Raw genomic sequence first — 19,925 nt, forward strand, 5'->3', positions numbered from 1 at the left:
ACGGCTTATTTGATCGGCCAGACACCGATTTTTCTTCGCGCCAGAACGGAATTCACCCAGCGGATTTCACTTGGCGGACTTGCCCAGCGGAATTCAGGCGGCGGATTTGGCCAGGCCATCAGGCCCGGCCGGACGAGATTGCCGCGCACGCCGGGCGAGCCACCAGGCAAAGCTGCTCGGCGACAGCTCAACCGTCCTGGCTTTTTTATCCGAGCGGAGGGAATCATGACCGACATCGGTCGGATGGCACATGTAGTGCCAGCTCGCACCCAGCTACCCGTCAGCGCATATTTTGACGAAGCCCTCTTTGCCCGCGAGCAAGAACTCATTTTCAAGCAATCCTCGCAATACGTCGGCCACCAGAAATTGGTGCCCGAGGTCGGGGACTGGCGCACGCTGGTCCAGGAAAACGGAGGTCGCCTGCTGGTCCGCAACCAGCAAGGCGTCGAACTCATCTCAAATGTCTGCCGCCACCGGCAGGCATTGATGCTTGGCGGCGAAGCCGGCAACGTGGCCGGCAACTGCAATACCAAGGGCAACCTGAAGGCGACCGGCGGCAACATCGTGTGCCCGCTGCACCGTTGGACGTACAACAACAAGGGCGAGTTGTTGGGCGCGCCCCAGTTCGACACCACGCCCTGCATGAACCTGCAGAAGTTCCGCCTGCGCGACTGCCACGGCCTGCTGTTCGAAGGCCCGCGCGACCCGGCCGCCGACATGGCGCCGCTGTTCGCGCGGCCCGAGTTCGACTTCGGCGACTACGTGCTGGACCACGTCGAGGTGCACCAGTGCAACTACAACTGGAAGACCTTCATCGAGGTCTACCTCGAGGACTACCACGTCGGTCCGTTCCACCCCGGCCTGGGCCGCTTCGTCACCTGCGACGACCTGAGCTGGGAGTTCAACGACTGGTACAGCCTGCAGCGCGTCGGCGTGCACAACGCGCTGGCGCAGCCGGGCTCGGAGGTCTACAAGCAGTGGCATGACCGCCTGCTGGCGTTCCGCGAAGGCGACGCGCCCGATTTCGGCGCGGTCTGGGTCACGTATTTCCCGACCCACATGATCGAACTGTATCCGCACGTGCTGGTGCTCTCCACGCTGTATCCCAAGAGCCCGCAGGAAACCGTGAACGTGGTCGAGTTCTACTACCCTGAGGAAATCGCCGCCTTCGAGCGCGAATTCGTCGAGGCGCAGCGCGCCGCCTACATGGAGACGGCCATCGAGGACGACGAGATCGCCGAACGCATGGACGCCGGCCGCAAGGCCCTGATGCAGCGCGGCGTCAACGAAACCGGCCCCTACCAGTCGCCCATGGAAGACGGCATGCAGCACTTCCACGAATGGTATCGCCGCATCATGCAGGACCGGGTCTGAGGCCCTGCCGTGCAAACAAAAAAGCCTTGCTTGCCCGCAAGGCTTTTTTTTGGCCGGTGGGCCGGGCTGCGCGGATCAGCGGCCGAGCGTCCCGGCCACGGCGCGCTCGCCGATGGCCAGCCCCACCGTCATGCCCACGCCCGAGTGCATCACCGCCACGGTCGTGGCCGCATCCACGGCCATCACCGAGAACGGCGCCGGGCCGTGCGCGCCGTACACGCCCTGCCAGCGCTCCAGCACCCGCAGCCGCGCGGCCAGGGCCTGCGACGCCAGGTCCAGCATCGCGTCGTCCACGGCCTCGTCGTTGAACGGCGGGGCATCCTGGCCGTAGCGGTGCGAATCGCCGATGATCAGTTCGCCGTAGGGCGTGGGGCTGATCAGCAGGTGGATGCCGTTTTCCAGCAGCATGGGCGTGCGCGCCTGGATCACTTCGCGCAGCGCCAGCGCCGACGGCAGGTCGGAGAACGCGCCGTAATGCACGCAGGACAGGCCGGTGAGCAGCGGCCGGTCGAGCGCGATGGGATCGGCCTCGAACGCGGCGCGCAGCATCTGCAGGCGCGTGACCTCCAGGTTCAGCGGCGCGAACAGTTCCGGCAGCAGGGTCAGGTAATCGTGGCCGGGGCAGACGAACACGTGCCCGCCCTGGAATTCGCCGGCCGACGTGCAGACCCGGCCGCCTTCGACGGCGCGCGCCAGCGTGCCGGTGATGAAGGTGACGCCCAGCGACTCGGCCAGGTAGCGCGTGATCGCCGGCAGCGCCTCGCGCGAATAGATCTGCAGGTCGTCATGGCCTTGCAGCGCGGCGCAGTGATGCGCCAACCGCCCGCCGTACAGGCGCGCGACCTCGCGGCCCGACAGCAGTTCGGCGCGATAGCCTTCCTGCCGCATGCGGGTTTCGGCGAATTCCTGCAGCACGTCCGCCTCGTCGGCGTTGCGCGCCAGCACCAGCGCGCCGTTGGCCCGCACGTGGAAACCCGCCTTGCCCGCCAGGTCCAGCCACAGCTCGCGCGCCTGCTGGGCGTGCGACAGCATCGTGCCCGGCGCCTGGCCGGTCACGATCACCTGGCCGAAATTGCGGACCGTGGCGCCATGCGCCTGGCGGCTGCGCTCGATCACGGCCACCGACAGGCCGCGCTTGGCGGCCGCCCAGGCGTGGGCGATGCCCAGCATGCCCGCGCCCACCACGATTACGTCAAAGTTCTTCATTTCTGGACCACTGGAAAGAATTGGGGACCACCCTTGCGGCGGCCCCGATAACGCTGCTTACTTCTTCTTCGGCTCGGACTTGCCGTCGTAGCGCTTGGTCCATTCCGCGATGATGCGTTCGCGGTTCGTGGCGGCCCACACGAAGTCGTTCTTGATCATGCGCTTGGTCAGGTCGGACGGCAGGTTGGGGTTGACGGTCGCCACCGAGGGAATCGCCAGCACCGCGAAGTTGGCCTTGTACAGCTCGTTGGCTTCGCGGCTGGCCGAGAAGTCGGCCAGCTTGCGGGCGGCCTCGAGGTGCTTGGTGCCCTTGACGATGGCGGTGGCCTCGACTTCCCAGCCCAGGCCTTCCGACGGGAACACGGCCTCGACCGGCGCGCCGTCGGCCTTCAGCTTGGCGGCGCGGTAGTCGAACGACACACCGATCGGGAATTCGCCGGCGGCGGCCAGGTTGCAAGGCTTGGAGCCGGAATGCGTGTACGAACCGATGTTCTTGTGCAGCGCGTCCATATAGGCCCAGCCCTTTTCTTCACCGAAGATCTGCAGCCAGGCGCTCACGTCCAGGAAACCCGTGCCCGAGGAGGCCGGGTTGGGCATCACGATCTTGCCGGCGTAGACCGGCTTGGTCAGGTCCTGCCACGAGGTGGGCTTGGGCAGCTTCTGCTTTTCGGCTTCGATGGTGTTGAAGCAGATGGCGGCGGCGTAGCCGTCCATGCCGACCCACGAGGGCTCGGCCTTGGCGTCGCGCATGTTGGGCGCGATCTGGTCCAGGCCCTTGGGCGCGTACGGCAGCAGCATGCCTTCCTTGTCCATCAGGCCCAGGGCCGTACCGGCCAGGCCCCAGATCACGTCGGCCTTGGGATTGCTTTTCTCGGCCAGCAGCTTGGCGGCGATGATGCCGGTGGAATCGCGCACCCACTGGATCTTGATGTCGGGATGGGCCTTTTCGAAGGCGGCCTGGTAGGCCTTGATCTGGTCGGCTTCCAGCGCCGTGTAGACGGTCAGGGTGGTCTCGGCGGAAGCGGTGCCCATCACGCCCGTCAGGGCGGCGGCCAGTGCAAGCAGCTTGTAGCGATTCATGGAGTACTCCGTTGGTAGGCGGAAAAAGGCTGCAAAACCCCGCGGGGCCGGCGCAAGCCGGTCCCGTGTGCAGCGAACGCGGGGCGGTGAAGGGTCAGGGACGCTTGCCTGCCGACAAGCGGGATTCGATATCGGCGATCACGCCGGGCAGGTCGGCGACGGTGTCGATCAGGTAGTGCGGCGCGGCCGGGGAAAGCTCGGCGCTGGCCCTGGCCCGCACCTGCTGGCGCCCGGCCTCGTCCAGGCTCAGGTACTGCTCCAGGGTCAGGCCGGCGGCATTGCCGGAAAGCAGCAGGCCCACGGTCCACATGCCGGCGCGGCGGCCCTCTTCGATGCCGGGCGCGGTGTCGTCGACCTTGATGCAGGCGGCCACGTCCGACAGGCCCAGCTCGACCACGTTCTTCAGCGCCATGGCGGGCGCCGGACGGGCGCGCGGCACGTCGTCGCTGGCCACGATGCAATCGGGTTCCAGGCCCTCGGCGGCGGCGCGCTCGACCACGCGGCGCATGACGCTGTCGGGGTAGCCCGAGCACGAACCGATCTTCAGGCCGCGCTGGCGCAGCGCGCGCAGCAGTTCGGCCGCGCCGGGTATGGCCGCGGAATACTGGGCGACCTTCTCCAGCTGCATGGGCAGGAAGCGCTCGTAGATGGCGGTCACGTCGTCGTCGGTGGGCAGGCGGCCGAAGCGTTCGTGGTACTGGCTGGCGATGGCAGGCTCGTTGCACAGCGTGCGGATGTGGTCCCACTTGCCCATGCCCATGGGGCCGCGGGCCTGCTCCAGCGACACGTCCATGCCGAACTGGGAGAACGCATCGACGAAAACCTTGGTGGGCGCGAAGGAACCGAAATCGACCAGCGTTCCGGCCCAGTCGAAGATCACCGCTTCCAGGCGGACGGGCAAAGGGGAAACTGTCATGGGGGTCATCCTTGAGAACAATCGGTCAATGGGCCGCCGGGCGGCGCCAGGCCTGGCTGCGCGCCACCAGCGCGCGGCTCGCCAGATGCAGGGCCAGGGCCGCCACGGCCGAGCTGGCCATGATCACGGTGCACATGGCGGCGGCCGGGCCGATGAAGCCGGCGTCGTCCATGTTCAGCACGGCCACCGCGGCCAGCACCGTGGAGGGGCTGTACAGGAACACCACGGCGGACACCGTCGTCATGGCGGAAACGAACAGGTAGCGGGCCACGTCCAGGGCGGCCGGCAGGCACATCGGCAGCGTCACGCGCAGGAAGGTGGTCAGGCGCGGCACCTTCAGCGACGCGGAAGCGGCTTCGAACTCCGGGTCCAGCGCATTGAGCGCCGTGGCCGCCGTCAGGTGCGCGCTGGTGTAGAAGTGCACCACCGTGCACAGCACCAGCAGCGGCATGGTGCCGTACAGCACGTTCAGCGGATTGAGCGGGCTGTTGAAGAAGAAGATGTAGCCCAGGCCCAGCACCAGGCCCGGCACCGCCATCGGCACCAGCGCCAGCATGCCCACCATGCCGCGCAGGCCACGGGCCAGCGCGCCGCGGGCCGGCACTTTTTCGACCATCCAGGCGCCGGTGAAGACCACGGCGGTGCCGGCCACGGCGGTGCAGAACGCCAGCTGCAGGCTGTTGCGCCAGGCCAGCCAGCCGCCGCCGTCCATGTTGTCGAAGTCGTAGGAACGCAGCGACAGCGACAGGTTGTACGGCCACATCTTGACGAACGAGGCCCATACCGCCACGCCGATGATGAGCAGCAGGAACGCGGCCACCGCGCCCGCCAGCGCCAGGAACGCGGCGTCGCGGCGAGGGTCGGGGCCGGCGGCGTAGGGCTGGGCCCGGCCGCTCATCTGGGCGCCCTGGCGGGCGCGCAGCCGCCGGTCCAGCGCGAAGGTCAGGACCGCGGGCAGGAGCAGCAGGATGCCGATGGCCGCCCCCTTGGGGAAGTTCTGCTGCCCCACCACGGCCTTGTAGGCCTCCATCGCCAGCACGTTGTAGTCGCCGCCCACGACCTTGGGCACGCCGAAATCGGTGACGGTCAGGGTGAACACCACGCAGCACGCCGAGAACACGGCGTAGCGGGTGCCCGGCAGGGTGACGGTGAGGAAGGTGCGCCAGGGGCCGGCGCCCATGGCGCGGGCGGCGTCGTAGAGACGGCCGTCGGCCAGCGTCAGGCCGGTCAGCAGGATCATCAGGGCGTGCGGGAAGGTATAGAACGCCTCGCCCGCCACGATGCCCCAGAAGCCGTAGATGGTGGCGCCGCCGAACAGGTCCTTGAGCAGGCCCTGGTTGCCCAGCAGGTACACCAGCGCGATGCCGGGCAGCAGCGACGGCGCCAGCAGCGGCAGCAGCGCGACGGTGCGCAGCAGCCCCTTGCCCGGCAGGCGCGTGCGCGTCAGGCCGTAGGCGAATCCGTAGGCGCAGGGCACGACCAGCAGCATGGTCACCGCGCCGACCGCCAGGCTGCGCCCGACCATGCCCAGGAAGCCTTCGCCGCCGATGATGCCGGCGACCACCGACAGCCCGGCCCAGGCGCCGTCGCCGTCGGTCACGGACTTGACCAGGATCGCCGCCAGCGGCAGCGCCAGGAACAAGAGCAGGCACAGCGCCAGCGCGCCCTGCCCGCCGGCCAGGCCGGCGGCGCCGACCCAGGCGGGCAAGGGACGCCGGCCCAGGGACGGCGCGGGCGCGGCGCAGACCGCCGGCGCGGGGGAAGCGGAACGGGTCATCGCCGGATCAAGCGTAGGCGCGTATCGCATGGCGCGGCAGCTCCACCCAGCAGCGGCTGGCGGCGTGAGGGCCCAGCAGGGCGTCTCCGATTTCGGGGGATACGACGGAATGCACGGTGGCGCCGGGCACGCCTTCGAGGCGCAGGGCCAGGCGGTAGCCGCGGCCCAGGAACACGCCGTCGAGCACGTCGGCCAGCATGGCGTTGGGCTGCTCCGGGCGGGCGGTGCTCACGCGCACCGCCTCCGGACGCACGAAGAGCCGGCCGCTGGCGGCGTCCAGCGCCTCGTCCACGGCCAGTTCCTGGCGGCCGACGCGGGCGCGGTGGGCGTCCAGGCGCTCGAACGGCAGCCAGTTCGCCTCGCCCACGAAGTCGGCGATGAAGGCCGAGCGGGGCTGGCGGTAGAGCTCGGTGGGGGTGCCGTACTGTTCGATGACGCCGCCGTTCATGACGGCGATGCGGTCGGCCATCACCATGGCCTCTTCCTGGTCGTGCGTCACCATCAGCGTGGTGATGGACAGGCGCTTTTGCAGCGCGCGCAGTTCGATGCGCAGGTGTTCGCGCACGCGGGCGTCCAGCGCGGACATGGGTTCGTCCAGCAGCAGCAGCGACGGCGAAGGCGCCAGCGCGCGCGCCAGGGCCACGCGCTGCTGCTGGCCGCCGGAGATCTGCCCGGGGTATTTGTCGGCCGCGCCCGCCAGGCCCACCAGCGTGAGCATTTCCTCGACGCGGTTGGCGACGTGGTTGCGGTGGGCGCGCTTGCCGCTCAGCCCGTAGGCCACGTTCTGGGCCACGGTCAGGTTGGGAAACAGGGCGTAGGACTGGAACAGGATGCCGTAGTCGCGCGCCTGCGGCTCGGCGTGGGAGATGTCGCGGCCGGACAGCACGATGGCGCCGCTGTCCTGGCGCTCCAAGCCCGCGATGGCGCGCAGCAGGGTGGTCTTGCCGCAGCCCGACGGGCCCAGCAGGCACACCAGCTCTCCGGCGCGGATGTCCAGCGAGACGTCCGACAGCGCGGTGTGGCTGCCGAAGCGCTTCACGAGATGCCTGACAGAGAGAAATGCGTTGTCGCGTTCGGCCATGGGGCCTCCGGTATGGGAACGCTCGCAGTATGGAAGGCGCGTATTGAGTGTTTATGACACTTCGCGCAAATGCAGTAATAAAAACATCAAATTATTTTGGTGTACTGGCGGTCTCGTGCATTGGGCCCCTGCCGCGCCCAGTGCCGCCCCCATTTACCGCCCCCCCTTGCCCCGTGCTCGTCGCCGAACTCAAATCCTTCTATGCCGTCGCCCGCTGCGGCACCGTCACCAAGGCCGCCGCCCAACTGGGCGTCAGCCAGCCCACGGTCACGGGGCAACTGCGCCAGCTGGAATCGCGTTACGGCGTCGAACTGTTCCACCGCCAGGGCCGCGGCATGCGGCTGTCGGACGCCGGCCACAGCCTGATGCCCATGGTCGAGAAACTGGTCCAGCAGGAAACCGAGATCGACTTCCGCCTGCGCGACGCCAGCGACCTGCGCGAAGGCAATCTGCGCATCGGCGCCACCGGCCCCTACTACATCATGGACACGGTGCGCACCTACAACCAGCGCTATCCCGGCATCGACCTGACCCTCACCATCGGCAATTCGCAAAGCATGCTGCAGGCGCTGCACGATTACCGCATCGAGATTGCCACATCGTCCTTGCTGATGGATGACAAGCACCTGTACCGGCGCATGATCGCCGCCGACCCCATCCGGGTGGTCACGCATCGCGACCACCCGCTGGCCCGCCGCAGCGAGGTGCGCCTGGCCGAGCTGGCCGACCACGCGCTGCTGGTGCGCGAGCCCGGCTCCATGACGCGCCAGCTAACCGAAGACGCGCTGCAGCAGGCCGGCGTGACCGTGCGGCGCACGCTGGAGATCGGCAGCCGGGAATCGATCCGCCAGGCCATTCTGTGCGGGCTGGGGGTCAGCCTGATTCCCTCGCGCGAGATCCCGTCGCACCCGGACCTGGCGGCGCTGAATATCCAGGGCGCCGACATCCTGATGCACGAATACCTGTACTGCCTGCGCGAGCGCCAACCGGTGCAGCTCATCGCGCGCTTCCTGGAGATGGCGCCGGCCGCCGGCTGACCGCCCGCAGCCCCGCTGCGCCCCCTCCCCCTTGCGGCCAATCCGGAGACAACCATGGCCTTGACCCTGCAAGACATCGAACAGATCTTCCTGGAGCGCGGACACCGCTCCTATGACGGCGAGTCCGTCAGCCACCTGCGGCACGCGCTGCAGACCGCGGCGCTGGCCGAGCGCAACGGCGCCGGCCCGCACCTGATCACAGCCTGCCTGCTGCACGACCTGGGCCACCTCATCGCCGACCGGCCCGGCACGCCGACCCTGCGCGGCATCGACGACAAGCACCAGTACTTCGTGCTGCCCTTTCTGCGCGGCCTGTTCGGCCCGCCCGTGCTGGAGCCGATCCGGCTGCACGTCGAGGCCAAGCGCTACCTCTGCTATGTGGAACCGCACTATGAAGCGTCGCTGTCGGAGGATTCCAGACGCAGCCTGGCGCTACAGGGCGGTAGCTTCGATGCGGGCCAGGCGGTGGATTTCGCCAGCCTGCGGGGCGCGCCGGACGCGATCCGCCTGAGGCGCTGGGACGACCAGGCCAAGGTGCCGGGGCTGGCGACGCCGCCCCTGGATCACTTCCTGGAAATCGCCGAGGCCGCCTCGGAACGGGTCAAGCTGACGGCCGCGTGGTAGGGCTGGCTGGCAAGCCATGCCCGACTGGCGGGGACGCCTAGGCGCCCTTGGCCACCGGACGCGACGGGTCGCTGCACCACTCGCTCCAGGACCCCGGATACAGGCGCGAGCCCGACAGGCCGGCGATCTCCATGGCCAGGAGGTTGTGGCAGGCGGTGATGCCCGAGCCGCACTGGTGCACGATGGCGGCGGGATCGCGGCCGGCCAGCAGGCCGGCGAATTCCTCGCGCAGCTGCGCGGCCGGCTTGAAGCGGCCGTCGGCCTGCAGGTTCTCGCCGTTGGGGCGGTTCAGGGCGCCCGGAATGTGGCCGGCCACCGGGTCCATGGGCTCGACCTCGCCGCGGTAGCGGTTGGCCGCGCGCGCGTCGATCACAGTGAATGCGGGGCGGGAGATATTGTCCAGCACCGTCCGGGCGTCCACCGTGGCGGCCAGCGACGGCCCCGGTTCCACCGGCTGGCCGGCCTGCACGGCGGGGGCCGCCTCGGTCGTGGTCGGCAGCCCGGCCGCGGTCCAGGCCTGCCAGCCGCCGTCCAATACCGCCACCTGGTCGTGGCCCAGCCAGCGCAGCATCCACCACAGGTGGGCGGCATACATGCCGCCGCTGGCGTCGTAGGCCACCACCAGGGTCTGCGGCGTGACGCCGTGGGCCGCCATCAGCGCGCCGAAGTCCGCGCGCGAAGGCAGCGGATGGCGCCCGTTGGCGCCGGTGCGCGGCGCCGCCAGTTCGGTTTCGTGGTCCAGGTAGCGGGCGCCGGGGATGTGGCCGGCCTCGTAGGCCTGGCGGCCGGCCGCATGGTTGGTCAGGTCGTGGCGCACGTCGAATACGCGGACGTCGGGCGAATCGAGGCGCTTGGCCAGGTCGGCGGCGGAAATCAGTGTCATCGTCATGCGCTGTGCTCCTGTAAGAGATAGAGACGGCCCGCCGGACTCATGCCGCCTTGGGGTCGCGCATGGTGCGCCACACCGACAGCAGGCCGGCGAATATGATCAGGCCCATGCCGGCCCAGGCCAGGGCGTCGAGCCGGTCGCCCCACAGGCCCATGCCCAGGAGCGCCGCGAAAATAATGGTGCTGTACTGCAGCGCCGCCGTCAGCAGCGCCGAACCCACGCCGAACGCGCGCGTCATGGCCAATTGGCCGAACAGGCCCGCCACGCCCACGCCGACCAGTGAAAGATAACCGCTCCAGTCGGCCTGGCCCCAGCCTTCATACGCAATTCCGCCGATACTCGACAGACACACCCCCACCGAGAAAAACAGCACGGTGCGCCATTCCGGTTCGCCGATGCGGCCCAGCTGGCGGATCTGCAGCATGGCGATGGCCGACATGGCGCCCGCCCCCATGCCCAGCAGGGCGGCCAGCCACTGGTCCTCGTTGATGCTGGGGCGCAGCACGGCGATCACCCCCAGAAAGCCCAGCGCCACCGCAATAATGCGCACGGCGTCGCGCTGCGCGCCGCCCCAGCCCAGCATCCAACAGGCGATGAACAGCGGGGCCGTGTAGTTCAGGCTGGTGGCGGTGGCCAGCGGCAGGTGGGAAATGGCGAAAAAACCCAGCCACATCGAGGTGACGCCCGACAGGTTGCGCCACAGGTGCAGCTTCCAGCTACTCGGGACGATGGACTGGCGTCCGGCGCGCGCCCAGATCAGCAGCAGGATTACGGAGGGCAGCCCGCGAAACAGCACGACCTGCGGCAGCGATGCGCCATGCTCGGTGGCCAGCTTCACGAACGATCCCATGGCGGCGAACATGGCGGACGCCACTAACATCCAGAGAGCCTGCATGGGGATCTGCGCTAAGGGAAAGGTGAGTAGGACTAAGGGAAAGCGATACTATACTCTTCGTCACCGCGGAGGCGCCGCCGGCTCGGGGAACTGGCGGGCCGCCGCCGGGTCGAATTCGGGCAATTCCCGCTCGCAGAGGAAACAAAAAAACATGAAACGCATCATCCTATTCGTCGTCACCAACCTGGCCGTCATGCTGGTGCTGTCGGCCACGCTGCGCATCCTGGGCGTAGACCGCTACATCACCGCCAATGGCCTGAACCTGAACGCCCTGCTGATCTTCTCGCTGGTGGTCGGCTTCACCGGCGCCATCATTTCGCTGCTGATCAGCAAGCCCATGGCCAAGTGGAGCACCGGCGCCCACGTGCTGGACCCGAATTCGCCGCGCAACCAGCGCGAGGCCTGGCTGGTCGACACCGTGCACCAGCTGGCCGACCGCGCCGGCATCGGCCGCCCCGAGGTCGCCATCTACGAAGGCGCGCCCAACGCCTTCGCCACCGGCGCGTTCAAGAACGATTCGCTGGTGGCCGTCTCGACCGGCCTGCTGGAAAGCATGAGCGAAGAGGAAGTCGCCGCCGTGCTGGCCCACGAAGTGGCCCACATCGCCAACGGCGACATGGTCACGCTGACCCTGATCCAGGGCGTGGTCAACACCTTCGTGGTGTTCCTGGCCCGGGTCGTCGGCTACTTCATCGACCGCGCGGTGTTCAAGAACGAACGCGGCGTGGGGCCCGGCTACTACATCACGGTGCTGGTCTGTGAAATCATCTTCGGCGTGCTGGCCTCGATCATCGTGGCCTGGTTCTCGCGCCAGCGCGAGTACCGCGCCGACGCCGGCTCCGCCCACCTGATGGGCGCGCGCGAGCCGATGATCCGCGCCCTGGCCCGCCTGGGCGGGCTGGAGCCCGGCGACCTGCCCAAGTCCTTCGAGGCCTCGGGCATCACCGGCCGCGGCGGCATCGCGGCCATGTTCGCCTCGCACCCGCCGATTCCGGCCCGCATCGCCGCGCTGCAGAACGCCCGCGTGATCTGACGCCGCCGAAGGCAGCAAAAAGCCGCCAGGCCCGCAGGGGCCTGGCGGCTTTTTTCATTGCGCGCTCAGCATTCGACGATGTTGACCGCCAGGCCGCCGCGCGCCGTTTCCTTGTACTTGGTCTTCATGTCGGCGCCGGTCTCGCGCATGGTCTTGATGACCGAATCCAGCGACACGTAGTGCTGGCCGTCGCCGCGCAGCGCCATGCGCGCCGCGTTCACGGCCTTGATCGAGGCCATCGCGTTGCGCTCGATACAGGGGATCTGCACCAGGCCGCCGACCGGGTCGCAGGTCAGGCCCAGGTTGTGCTCCATGCCGATCTCGGCGGCGTTTTCGACCTGCTCCACCGTGCCGCCCAGCGCCGCGGCCAGGCCGCCGGCGGCCATCGAGCAGGCCACGCCGACTTCGCCCTGGCAGCCGACCTCGGCGCCCGAGAGCGAGGCGTTGTACTTGTAGAGCAGGCCCACGGCCGCCGCCGTCAGCAGGAAATCGCGCACGCCGTCGCGGTTGGAGCCGGGCACGAAACGGTCGTAATAGTGCAGCACGGCCGGGATAATGCCTGCCGCACCGTTGGTCGGCGCCGTGACCACCCGGCCGCCGGCGGCGTTTTCCTCGTTGACCGCCATGGCGTACAGGTTGACCCAGTCCATCACGGACAGCGGGTCGGATAGCGTGCGCTCGGCGCGCTGCGTCAGGTTGCGGTACATCTCGGGCGCGCGGCGGCGCACGCGCAAGGGGCCGGGCAGCTCGCCGTCGGCCTCGGGGTAGTTGATGCCGCAGCCGCGCGAAACGCAGTCCTGCATGACCTGCCAGATGCGGTCCAGCCCGGCGTGCACCTCGGCCTCGTCGCGCCAGGTCAGCTCGTTCTTCATCATGAGCTGGGCCACCGACAGGCCGCTGTCGCGGCACATGGACAGCAGCTCGCGGCCCATGCGGAAAGGATACGGCAGCTGGTCATGCGCGGCGATGACCTGGCTGTTGGAGGCCCCCGCGGTCACGACGAAACCGCCGCCGACCGACAGGTAGCGCGCTTCGCGCAGCCGCTCGCCCTCGGCGTCGAAGGCGTGGAATTTCATGCCGTTGGGATGTTCGGCCATGGCTTCGCGGCGGTAGAACAGCATGTGTTCCTTTTCCACGAAGGCCACCGGGTAGCGCCCCAGCAGGGGCAGCTGGCGGCTGGCCCGCACCGAGGCGATCATGCCGGCGATGGCCGCGGGATCCACGGTGTCGGGGGCCTCGCCCATCAGGCCCAGCAGCACGCCCTTGTCGGTGCCGTGGCCCTTGCCGGTGGCGCCCAGCGATCCGTACAGTTCGGCGCGCACGGACGCCACGCGCGGCATCAGCCCGTCGCGCTCCAGCCCCTGGGCGAACAGCAGCGCCGCCCGCATGGGTCCCACGGTGTGGGAACTGGACGGGCCTATGCCTATCTTGAACAGATCGAAAACGGAAACCGCCACGCAAAACTCCAGTGCATCTGACGAATGGTGAGGCAATGATACGCGCTGCCCCCGCGGCGCGCAGCAAAGGCCCCGACAGGCGTATGCTGTATTGTGGGGACAGGCTCCCCAGCCTGGCCCGCGCATGCGATCATTACAGAATTATTTCTTGTCATAAAAAGAATGGAAACACCCCAGGATGTCCGGACTCATCACGCTGCTTGATTTTGCGGGCTACGTCGCCCTCCTCCTGTGGGGCGTGCACATGGTCCAGACCGGCGTGCAACGCGCCTTCGGCGCGGCCCTGGGCGCGGCGCTGGGCCGCGCTCTCGGAACCCGGCTGCGGGCCTTCGCCGCCGGCCTGGGCATCACCGCCGCGCTGCAGAGCAGCACCGCCACCGGCCTGATGATCACCGGCTTCGCCGCTGGCGGGGTCGTGAGCCTGGCGCCGGCCCTGGCCGCCATGCTGGGCGCCAACGTCGGCACCACCCTCATCGTCCAGCTGCTGTCGTTCGACCTGACCTCGCTCGCCCCCATCCTGATCCTGGCCGGGGTCTGGATGTTCCGCCGCTACCCGCCGGGCCGCACCCGCGACCTGGGCCGCGTCTTCATCGGCCTGGGGCTGCTGCTGCTGTCGCTGCACCAGCTGGTGCAGCTGTTCCAGCCGTTCCAGACCGCGCCCATGCTGGGCCTGATCCTGGACGCGCTGGCGACCCAGCCGGTGGCCGCCGTGCTGCTGTCGGCCGCCTTCACCTGGGCGGCGCATTCCAGCGTGGCCGTGGTGGTGCTGGTGATGTCGCTGGCCACGCACCACATGGTGGCGCCGCACGTGGCGTTCGCGCTGGTGCTGGGCGCCAACCTGGGCACCGCCATCAATCCCATGATCGAGGGCGTGACCGGCGACGACCCCGCCGCGCGCCGCCTGCCGCTGGGCAATCTGCTGACCCGCGTGATCGGCGTGCTGGCCGGGCTGATGCTGCTGCCTTACCTGCAGCCGATGATGAGCGAGCTGGCCGACGACCCGGCCCGCGCCGTGGCCAACTTCCACACGCTGTTCAACGCCGTCATCGCCGTGGTGTTCCTGCCGCTGCTGACGCCCTACGCCGCCCTGCTCACCCGCTGGCTGCCCAAGCGCGCCGACCCGAACGACCCGTCGCGTCCCCAGTACCTGGACGAATGGGCCCACGACGTGCCGGCCGTGGCGCTGGGCAACGCCGCGCGCGAAGGCCTGCGCATGGCCGACATGCTGCAGACGCTGCTGCTGTACGCGCGCGCCGGCTTCAAGCGCGACAACCGCCACCGCATGGTGCAGGCGCGCCAGCTCGACAGCGCGCTGGACAAGCTGGAGAACGCCATCACCACCTACCTGGCCACGCTGGACCAGGAGAACATGACGCGCGAAGACCTGCAGCGCCTGGACGACATCCTGGCCTTCATCAGCAATGTCGGTCATGCCGGCGACATCGCCCACCACGGCCTGCTCGGCCACATCGCCAAGCTGCGCAAGCAGGGCTGGACCTTCTCGCCGGAACAGCGCGCCAGCCTGGACGAGACGCTGGGCCAGCTGATCGCCAACCAGCGCACCGCCGCCGCCCTGTTCGTCAACGACGACCTGCGCCAGGCGCGTTCGCTGGCGGAGGAAAAGGCGCGCTTTCGCACCATAGAGACCGCCGCCGCGGACACGCACCTGCAGAAGATCAAGGCCGGCCAGGTCGACGCGGCCGAAGTCGGCGCGCTCTACCTGGATATCCTGCGCGACATGAAGGGCATCAATTCGCACCTGGTGGGCGCCGCCGCCTACCCGCTGCTGGCGCGGCACGGGGAGCTGCTGCCGAGCCGGCTGCGGGAAGCGGGGAATTGAACGGATGGCGGGTGGTGGCGCCTGATGGGTTTCGCGCGCTCGCGATCGGTGTTCTTGCTTAAGGGCTCTCGCGCTGCACCCATCCTACGGCATTCGTCGCGTCCCGTAGGATGGGTGCAGCGCGAGCGCGCGAAACCCATCACCCGCAAAAAACCTCACAAATACCGCTTGAACCAATCCAGCATCCGCCCCCAGCCGTCCTTGGCCGCCTCGGCCTGGTAGCTGGCGCGGTAGTCCGCCATGAAAGCGTGGTCGGCCTGCGGGTACACCACGAACTCGGAACGCCGGGCGTTTTCGTTGCCGGAGGCGGCCAGCTTGCCCTTCATGGTTTCGACGTCGGCCAGGGGGATGCTGGCGTCCTTGCCGCCGTACAGGCCCAGCACCGGCGCGTGCAGTTCGTCCACCACGTCGAAGGCCACGCGCTTGATCAGCGGGCCGTGGCCCACGCTGAGCTTGCCGTACCAGGCCACCGCGGCCTTGACGTCCGGGTTGTGCGCCGCGTACATCCAGGTCAGGCGGCCGCCCCAGCAGAATCCGGTGACCGCGACCCGCCTGGCGTCGCCGCCGTGCGCCGCGGCCCAGGCCACGCTGGCGTCCAGGTCGGCGTAGACCTGTTCGTCCGGCACCTTGCTGACCAGTTCCGAAATGAGCTTGGGAATGTCGGTATAGGCGGAGGCGTCGCCCTGGCGTTCGTACAGGTTGGCGGCCACGGCCAGGTAGCCGGCCTTGGCGACGCGGCGACACAGGTCCTTGATGTGTTCGTGCACGCCGAAGATTTCCTGCACCACCAGCACGATGGGCAAGTCGCGCGCGCCCTCGGGCGCGGCGTAGTAGGCGTCGATCGAGCCGTCGGCCACCGGCAGCTTGAAATCGCCGTGGGCCAGCCCCTGCGCGTCGGTATGGATCACCGTGGGAGCGACGTTGCCGGCTGCTGCGGAAAAACTCATGGGAACCTCCTGTGTAGGGTCGACGAAGCCTGGGTTCCCGGCGGCCCGCCTAGTGGCGGTGGACGTGTTCGACCTGCGGCGCGCCATGGCCGGCTTCGGCGCCATGGTCGTGCCCGTGGTGCATCAGCGAGGTCACGCTGTAGATCAGCGCCACGCCCACCCCGACCAGCAGCAACTGCGGGACGGCGTCGGCCAGGGATACCCTTTCGTGCATTTGCGGCATCAGATCGGCCACCGAGATGTAGAGGAAGCTGCTGGCCGCCACCACCAGAATATACGGCACCCAGCCCTGCGCCTGCTGCAGCACGAAGAACCCTATTATGCCGCCCACGGCTGAACACAAGCTGGTGAACAGGATCAGCGCGAACGCGCGCCGGCGCGCCAGCCCGGCGTTGAGCAGCACCACGAAATCGCCGAGCTTGTGCGGCACTTCGTGGATGATGATGGACGCGGCGGTCAGCACGCCCAGCAGCGGATCGGTCAGGAAGGCCGCCGCCACCAGCACGCCGTCGGCCAGGTTGTGCAGCGAGCTGCCGATCAGGATCAGCACGCCGCCGCGGCCGGCCTCGTGGCGGTCATGGCCCTTGTGGTGGTGATGGCCGTCGCCCTCGTGATGATGGCTGTGGCGCAGGAGCGCGATCTTCTCCAGCACGAAAAATCCGATCAGCGAGGCCAGCATCAGCGCGAACAGCACATGGGCGTCGGCCACGCCGGCCTCGAAGGCTTCGGGCAGCAGGTGCAGCAGCGCCACCGACAGCAGCACCCCCACCGACAGGCTCACCATGTGGTGCAGGTATTTGGCGAAGACCTTGTAGGCCAGCCAGCTCGCGATGAGTACCGCGATGAGCCCGCCGGTGATGGTGGCGAGCAGAACCCAGAGCAGTAGCATGTTGGGGAGAGTGTAGTAGGTGGGCGGGAAGGCGCAACATTATATCGTTGCAAGCCCAAAACGGGAAATGGGCCGGCCCGTTTGGGCTGGCCCGTTAGGGCCAGCCCCGTCCTAGTGCGCCTGTTCCCAGTTCCTGCCGACGCCGACCTCGGCCACCAGCGGCACCCGCAGGCTGGCCACGTCGCACATCAGGCCGGGCAGCGTGCTGCGCACCAGCTCCAGCTCGGCGTCGGGCGCTTCCAGCACGAGTTCGTCGTGCACCTGCATGATCATGCGCGTCTGCAGCTTTTCGGCGTCCAGCCAGTCCTGCACCGCCACCATGGCCATCTTGATCAGGTCGGCCGCCGTGCCCTGCATGGGCGCGTTGATGGCCGCGCGTTCGGCGGCCTGGCGGCGCGGACCGGAGCCGCCGCGGATCTCCGGCAGCTGCAGGCGGCGGCCGAAGACGGTTTCCACATAGCCCTGCTCGCGCGCGCGGCGGCGGGTGTCGTCCATGTACATGGCCACGCCGGGATAGCGGGCGAAGTAGCGGTCGATGTAGGCCTGCGCGGCGTCGCGCGTGATGCCCAGGTTGGACGCCAGGCCGAACACCCCCATGCCGTAGATCAGGCCGAAGTTGATGGCCTTGGCGGCGCGGCGCTGCTCCGAGGACACCTCGGCCAGCGGCACGCCGAACACCTCCGAGGCCGTGGCGCGGTGGATGTCCTCGCCCGCGGCGAAGGCGCGCTGCAGGTTGGCGTCGTCCGAGACGTGGGCCATGATGCGCAGCTCGATCTGCGAATAGTCGGCCGACAGCAGCATGCCCTGCTCGGCCACGAAGGCTTCGCGCACACGGCGGCCCGCCTCGGTGCGCACCGGGATGTTCTGCAGGTTGGGATCGGACGAGGCCAGCCGGCCGGTGATCACCGCGGCCTGCGAGTAGTGCGTATGCACCCGTCCGGTGTCCGGATTGATCATGCGCGGCAGCTTGTCGGTGTAGGTGGACTTCAGCTTGGACAGGCCGCGGTATTCCAGCAGCACCTGCGGCAGCGGATAGTCCTGCGCCAGCTTGCTCAGCACTTCCTCGTCGGTCGAAGGCGCGCCGCTGGCGGTCTTGCGCACCACCGGCAGCTCCATGCGGCCGAACAGGATCTCGCCCAGCTGCTTGGGGGAATTCAGGTTGAACGGCTGGCCCGCCAGTTCATAGGCCTTCTGCTCCAGCTGCAGCATTTCCTGGCCCAGCTTGTGGCTTTGCCGGCCGAGCTCGGCGGCGTCGACCTTGACGCCGTTGCGCTCGATCGTGGTCAGCACCGCCGACACCTGCATCTCCAGCCGGTAGATGCGCTCCAGGCCGGCATCGGCGGCCACCATCGGACGCAGCACCCGGTGCAGCTGCAAGGTGAAGTCGGCGTCCTCGGCGGCATAGTGGCCGGCCTTGTCGACCGCCACTTCGTCAAATCCGATCTGCTTGGCGCCCTTGCCGCACAGGTCTTCGTAGGACACGCCGCTGCGGCCCAGGTAGCGCTGGGCCAGGTCGTTCAGGCCCACGCCGCGGTGCGACTCCAGCACATAGGCCTGCAGCATGGTGTCTTCGGCCACGCCGCCCAGGCGGATGCCTTCGTTGGCGAACACGTGCGTGTCGTACTTGGCGTGATGCAGCAGCTTGGCGCGCGATGCGTCCTCCAGCCACGGCTTCAGGCGCGCCAACACCTCGTCCTTGGGCAGCTGGGCCGCGCCGTCCGGGCCGCGGTGCGCCACCGGGATGTAGCAGGCCACGCCGGGCGCCACCGACAGCGACAGGCCCACCAGGCGGGCCTGCATTTCGTCCAGCGAGGTGGTCTCGGTGTCCAGCGCGACCAGCTGCGCGCCGTCCATCAGCGTCATCCAGTCGTCGAAGGCGGCCCAATCGGAAATGATGCGGTAATCCAGCTCGGTGGGCGCGGCCGGCGCGTCGTGGGCGATGCGCGCATCGCCCGTGGGCACGCGCTCGGCGTCGCCGGTCAGCTCGCGCAGCCAGGTGCGGAAACCGTAGCGTTCGTAGAGTTCGGTCAGGGCCTCGATATCGCGCGGGCGCGGCGTCAGGTCGTCGATGTGGTCGACGTGGCCGGCCAGGTCGCAGTCGTACTTCACGGTCAGCAGCTGGCGCGTGAGCGGGAAGCGCGGAATCGCGTCGCGCAGGTTATTGCCCGCCACGCCCTTGATGCCTTCGGCGCCTGCTATCAGCTTTTCGATGGAGCCGAATTCCGTAATCCATTTGGCTGCCGTCTTCGGGCCGACCTTGGTCACGCCCGGGACGTTGTCGACGGTATCGCCCACCAACATCAGGTAATCGACGATACGGTCCGGCGGCACGCCGAACTTGTTCAGCACGCCGGTCTCGTCCAGGGTTTCGCCGCTCATGGTGTTGACCAGCGTGACATGGCTGTTGACCAGTTGCGCCAGGTCCTTGTCGCCGGTGGACACGATGGTGTGCACGTCGAGTTCGGCGGCGCGCCTGGCCAGGGTGCCGATCACGTCGTCGGCTTCCACCCCTTCGATGGCCAGCACCGGCCAGCCCAGCGCGCGCACGGCGCGGTGGATGGGCTCGATCTGCGCGGCCAGGTCTTCGGGCATGGGCGGGCGGTGCGACTTGTATTCCGGGTAGATGTCATCCCGGAACGTCTTACCCCGGGCGTCGAAAATACATGCGGCATACTCTGCCTTATGATCAGATACCAGTTTGCGCAGCATATTCACCACGCCGTAGAGCGCACCCGTAGGTTCGCCTTGCGCATTGCGCAAATCAGGCATAGCGTGGAAAGCGCGGTACAAGTAACTTGAACCGTCGACCAGTAATAAGGTTTTTTTCATGGTTACAAAGGCAGATATGGCAATCGCTGCGGAAACACCCGCCAACAAACA

At 68.4% G+C, this 19,925-nt stretch carries 16 protein-coding genes; 5 read left to right on the forward strand and 11 right to left on the reverse strand.

Annotated elements, in window-relative coordinates; translation table 11 throughout:
- Positions 1 to 225: 225 nt before the first annotated feature.
- Complete coding sequence (locus C1I89_RS23100) at positions 226 to 1,374, forward strand: aromatic ring-hydroxylating oxygenase subunit alpha (RefSeq protein WP_102774792.1); 1,149 nt, start codon at positions 226 to 228, stop codon at positions 1,372 to 1,374.
- Positions 1,375 to 1,449: 75 nt separating this feature from the next.
- Here C1I89_RS23100 and C1I89_RS23105 read toward each other — a convergent pair whose 3' ends face one another.
- The 5 genes from C1I89_RS23105 to C1I89_RS23125 form a co-directional block, all read right to left on the reverse strand.
- Positions 1,450 to 2,580: a TIGR03364 family FAD-dependent oxidoreductase gene (locus tag C1I89_RS23105; protein WP_102774793.1), complete on the reverse strand. Its 1,131-nt coding sequence runs from the start codon at positions 2,578 to 2,580 to the stop codon at positions 1,450 to 1,452.
- A 57-nt stretch (positions 2,581 to 2,637) separates the two neighbouring features.
- A complete protein-coding gene (locus C1I89_RS23110) occupies positions 2,638 to 3,660 on the reverse strand; it encodes a putative 2-aminoethylphosphonate ABC transporter substrate-binding protein (RefSeq protein ID WP_102774794.1) in 1,023 nt (340 codons plus the stop codon).
- A gap of 94 nt (positions 3,661 to 3,754) precedes the next feature.
- On the reverse strand, positions 3,755 to 4,576 hold the full coding sequence (gene phnX, locus C1I89_RS23115; protein WP_440130660.1) for a phosphonoacetaldehyde hydrolase: 822 nt from the start codon (positions 4,574 to 4,576) through the stop codon (positions 3,755 to 3,757).
- Positions 4,577 to 4,601: 25 nt separating this feature from the next.
- A complete protein-coding gene (locus C1I89_RS23120; protein ID WP_102774796.1) occupies positions 4,602 to 6,353 on the reverse strand; it encodes a putative 2-aminoethylphosphonate ABC transporter permease subunit in 1,752 nt (583 codons plus the stop codon).
- Positions 6,354 to 6,360: 7 nt separating this feature from the next.
- Positions 6,361 to 7,434, reverse strand: a complete 1,074-nt coding sequence (locus C1I89_RS23125) for a putative 2-aminoethylphosphonate ABC transporter ATP-binding protein (RefSeq protein ID WP_102774797.1) — start codon at positions 7,432 to 7,434, stop codon at positions 6,361 to 6,363.
- 173 nt (positions 7,435 to 7,607) lie between these two features.
- Between C1I89_RS23125 and C1I89_RS23130 the strand changes: the two genes are divergently transcribed.
- A complete protein-coding gene (locus C1I89_RS23130) occupies positions 7,608 to 8,471 on the forward strand; it encodes a LysR family transcriptional regulator (protein WP_102774798.1) in 864 nt (287 codons plus the stop codon).
- Between the two features lie 54 nt (positions 8,472 to 8,525).
- Positions 8,526 to 9,095, forward strand: a complete 570-nt coding sequence (locus tag C1I89_RS23135; protein ID WP_102774799.1) for a phosphonate degradation HD-domain oxygenase — start codon at positions 8,526 to 8,528, stop codon at positions 9,093 to 9,095.
- Between the two features lie 37 nt (positions 9,096 to 9,132).
- Here the strand turns inward: C1I89_RS23135 and C1I89_RS23140 are convergent, their stop codons facing one another.
- Both C1I89_RS23140 and C1I89_RS23145 read right to left on the reverse strand, forming a co-directional pair.
- Positions 9,133 to 9,984, reverse strand: coding sequence for a sulfurtransferase (locus C1I89_RS23140; RefSeq protein WP_102774800.1), 852 nt, complete (start codon positions 9,982 to 9,984; stop codon positions 9,133 to 9,135).
- A gap of 40 nt (positions 9,985 to 10,024) precedes the next feature.
- A complete protein-coding gene (locus C1I89_RS23145) occupies positions 10,025 to 10,879 on the reverse strand; it encodes a DMT family transporter (protein WP_102774801.1) in 855 nt (284 codons plus the stop codon).
- A gap of 151 nt (positions 10,880 to 11,030) precedes the next feature.
- Between C1I89_RS23145 and htpX the strand changes: the two genes are divergently transcribed.
- The gene (htpX, locus tag C1I89_RS23150; protein WP_102774802.1) at positions 11,031 to 11,912 is read left to right on the forward strand and encodes a protease HtpX; all 882 of its coding nucleotides are present in this window, start codon (positions 11,031 to 11,033) and stop codon (positions 11,910 to 11,912) included.
- Between the two features lie 65 nt (positions 11,913 to 11,977).
- Here the strand turns inward: htpX and C1I89_RS23155 are convergent, their stop codons facing one another.
- The gene (locus C1I89_RS23155; RefSeq protein ID WP_102774803.1) at positions 11,978 to 13,369 is read right to left on the reverse strand and encodes an L-serine ammonia-lyase; all 1,392 of its coding nucleotides are present in this window, start codon (positions 13,367 to 13,369) and stop codon (positions 11,978 to 11,980) included.
- A 178-nt stretch (positions 13,370 to 13,547) separates the two neighbouring features.
- On the opposite strand from C1I89_RS23155, the gene C1I89_RS23160 reads away from it, so the two are divergent.
- The gene (locus tag C1I89_RS23160; protein ID WP_102774804.1) at positions 13,548 to 15,209 is read left to right on the forward strand and encodes a Na/Pi cotransporter family protein; all 1,662 of its coding nucleotides are present in this window, start codon (positions 13,548 to 13,550) and stop codon (positions 15,207 to 15,209) included.
- Positions 15,210 to 15,364: 155 nt separating this feature from the next.
- Here the strand turns inward: C1I89_RS23160 and C1I89_RS23165 are convergent, their stop codons facing one another.
- The 3 genes from C1I89_RS23165 to polA form a co-directional block, all read right to left on the reverse strand.
- Complete coding sequence (locus C1I89_RS23165) at positions 15,365 to 16,156, reverse strand: dienelactone hydrolase family protein (protein ID WP_102774805.1); 792 nt, start codon at positions 16,154 to 16,156, stop codon at positions 15,365 to 15,367.
- Between the two features lie 49 nt (positions 16,157 to 16,205).
- Positions 16,206 to 17,045: a ZIP family metal transporter gene (locus C1I89_RS23170; RefSeq protein ID WP_102774806.1), complete on the reverse strand. Its 840-nt coding sequence runs from the start codon at positions 17,043 to 17,045 to the stop codon at positions 16,206 to 16,208.
- 111 nt (positions 17,046 to 17,156) lie between these two features.
- The gene (gene polA, locus C1I89_RS23175; RefSeq protein ID WP_102774807.1) at positions 17,157 to 19,874 is read right to left on the reverse strand and encodes a DNA polymerase I; all 2,718 of its coding nucleotides are present in this window, start codon (positions 19,872 to 19,874) and stop codon (positions 17,157 to 17,159) included.
- Between the last annotated feature and the right edge of the window lie 51 nt (positions 19,875 to 19,925).

This window comes from Achromobacter pulmonis (assembly GCF_002885955.2).
Classification (GTDB): domain Bacteria; phylum Pseudomonadota; class Gammaproteobacteria; order Burkholderiales; family Burkholderiaceae_B; genus Achromobacter; species Achromobacter pulmonis_A.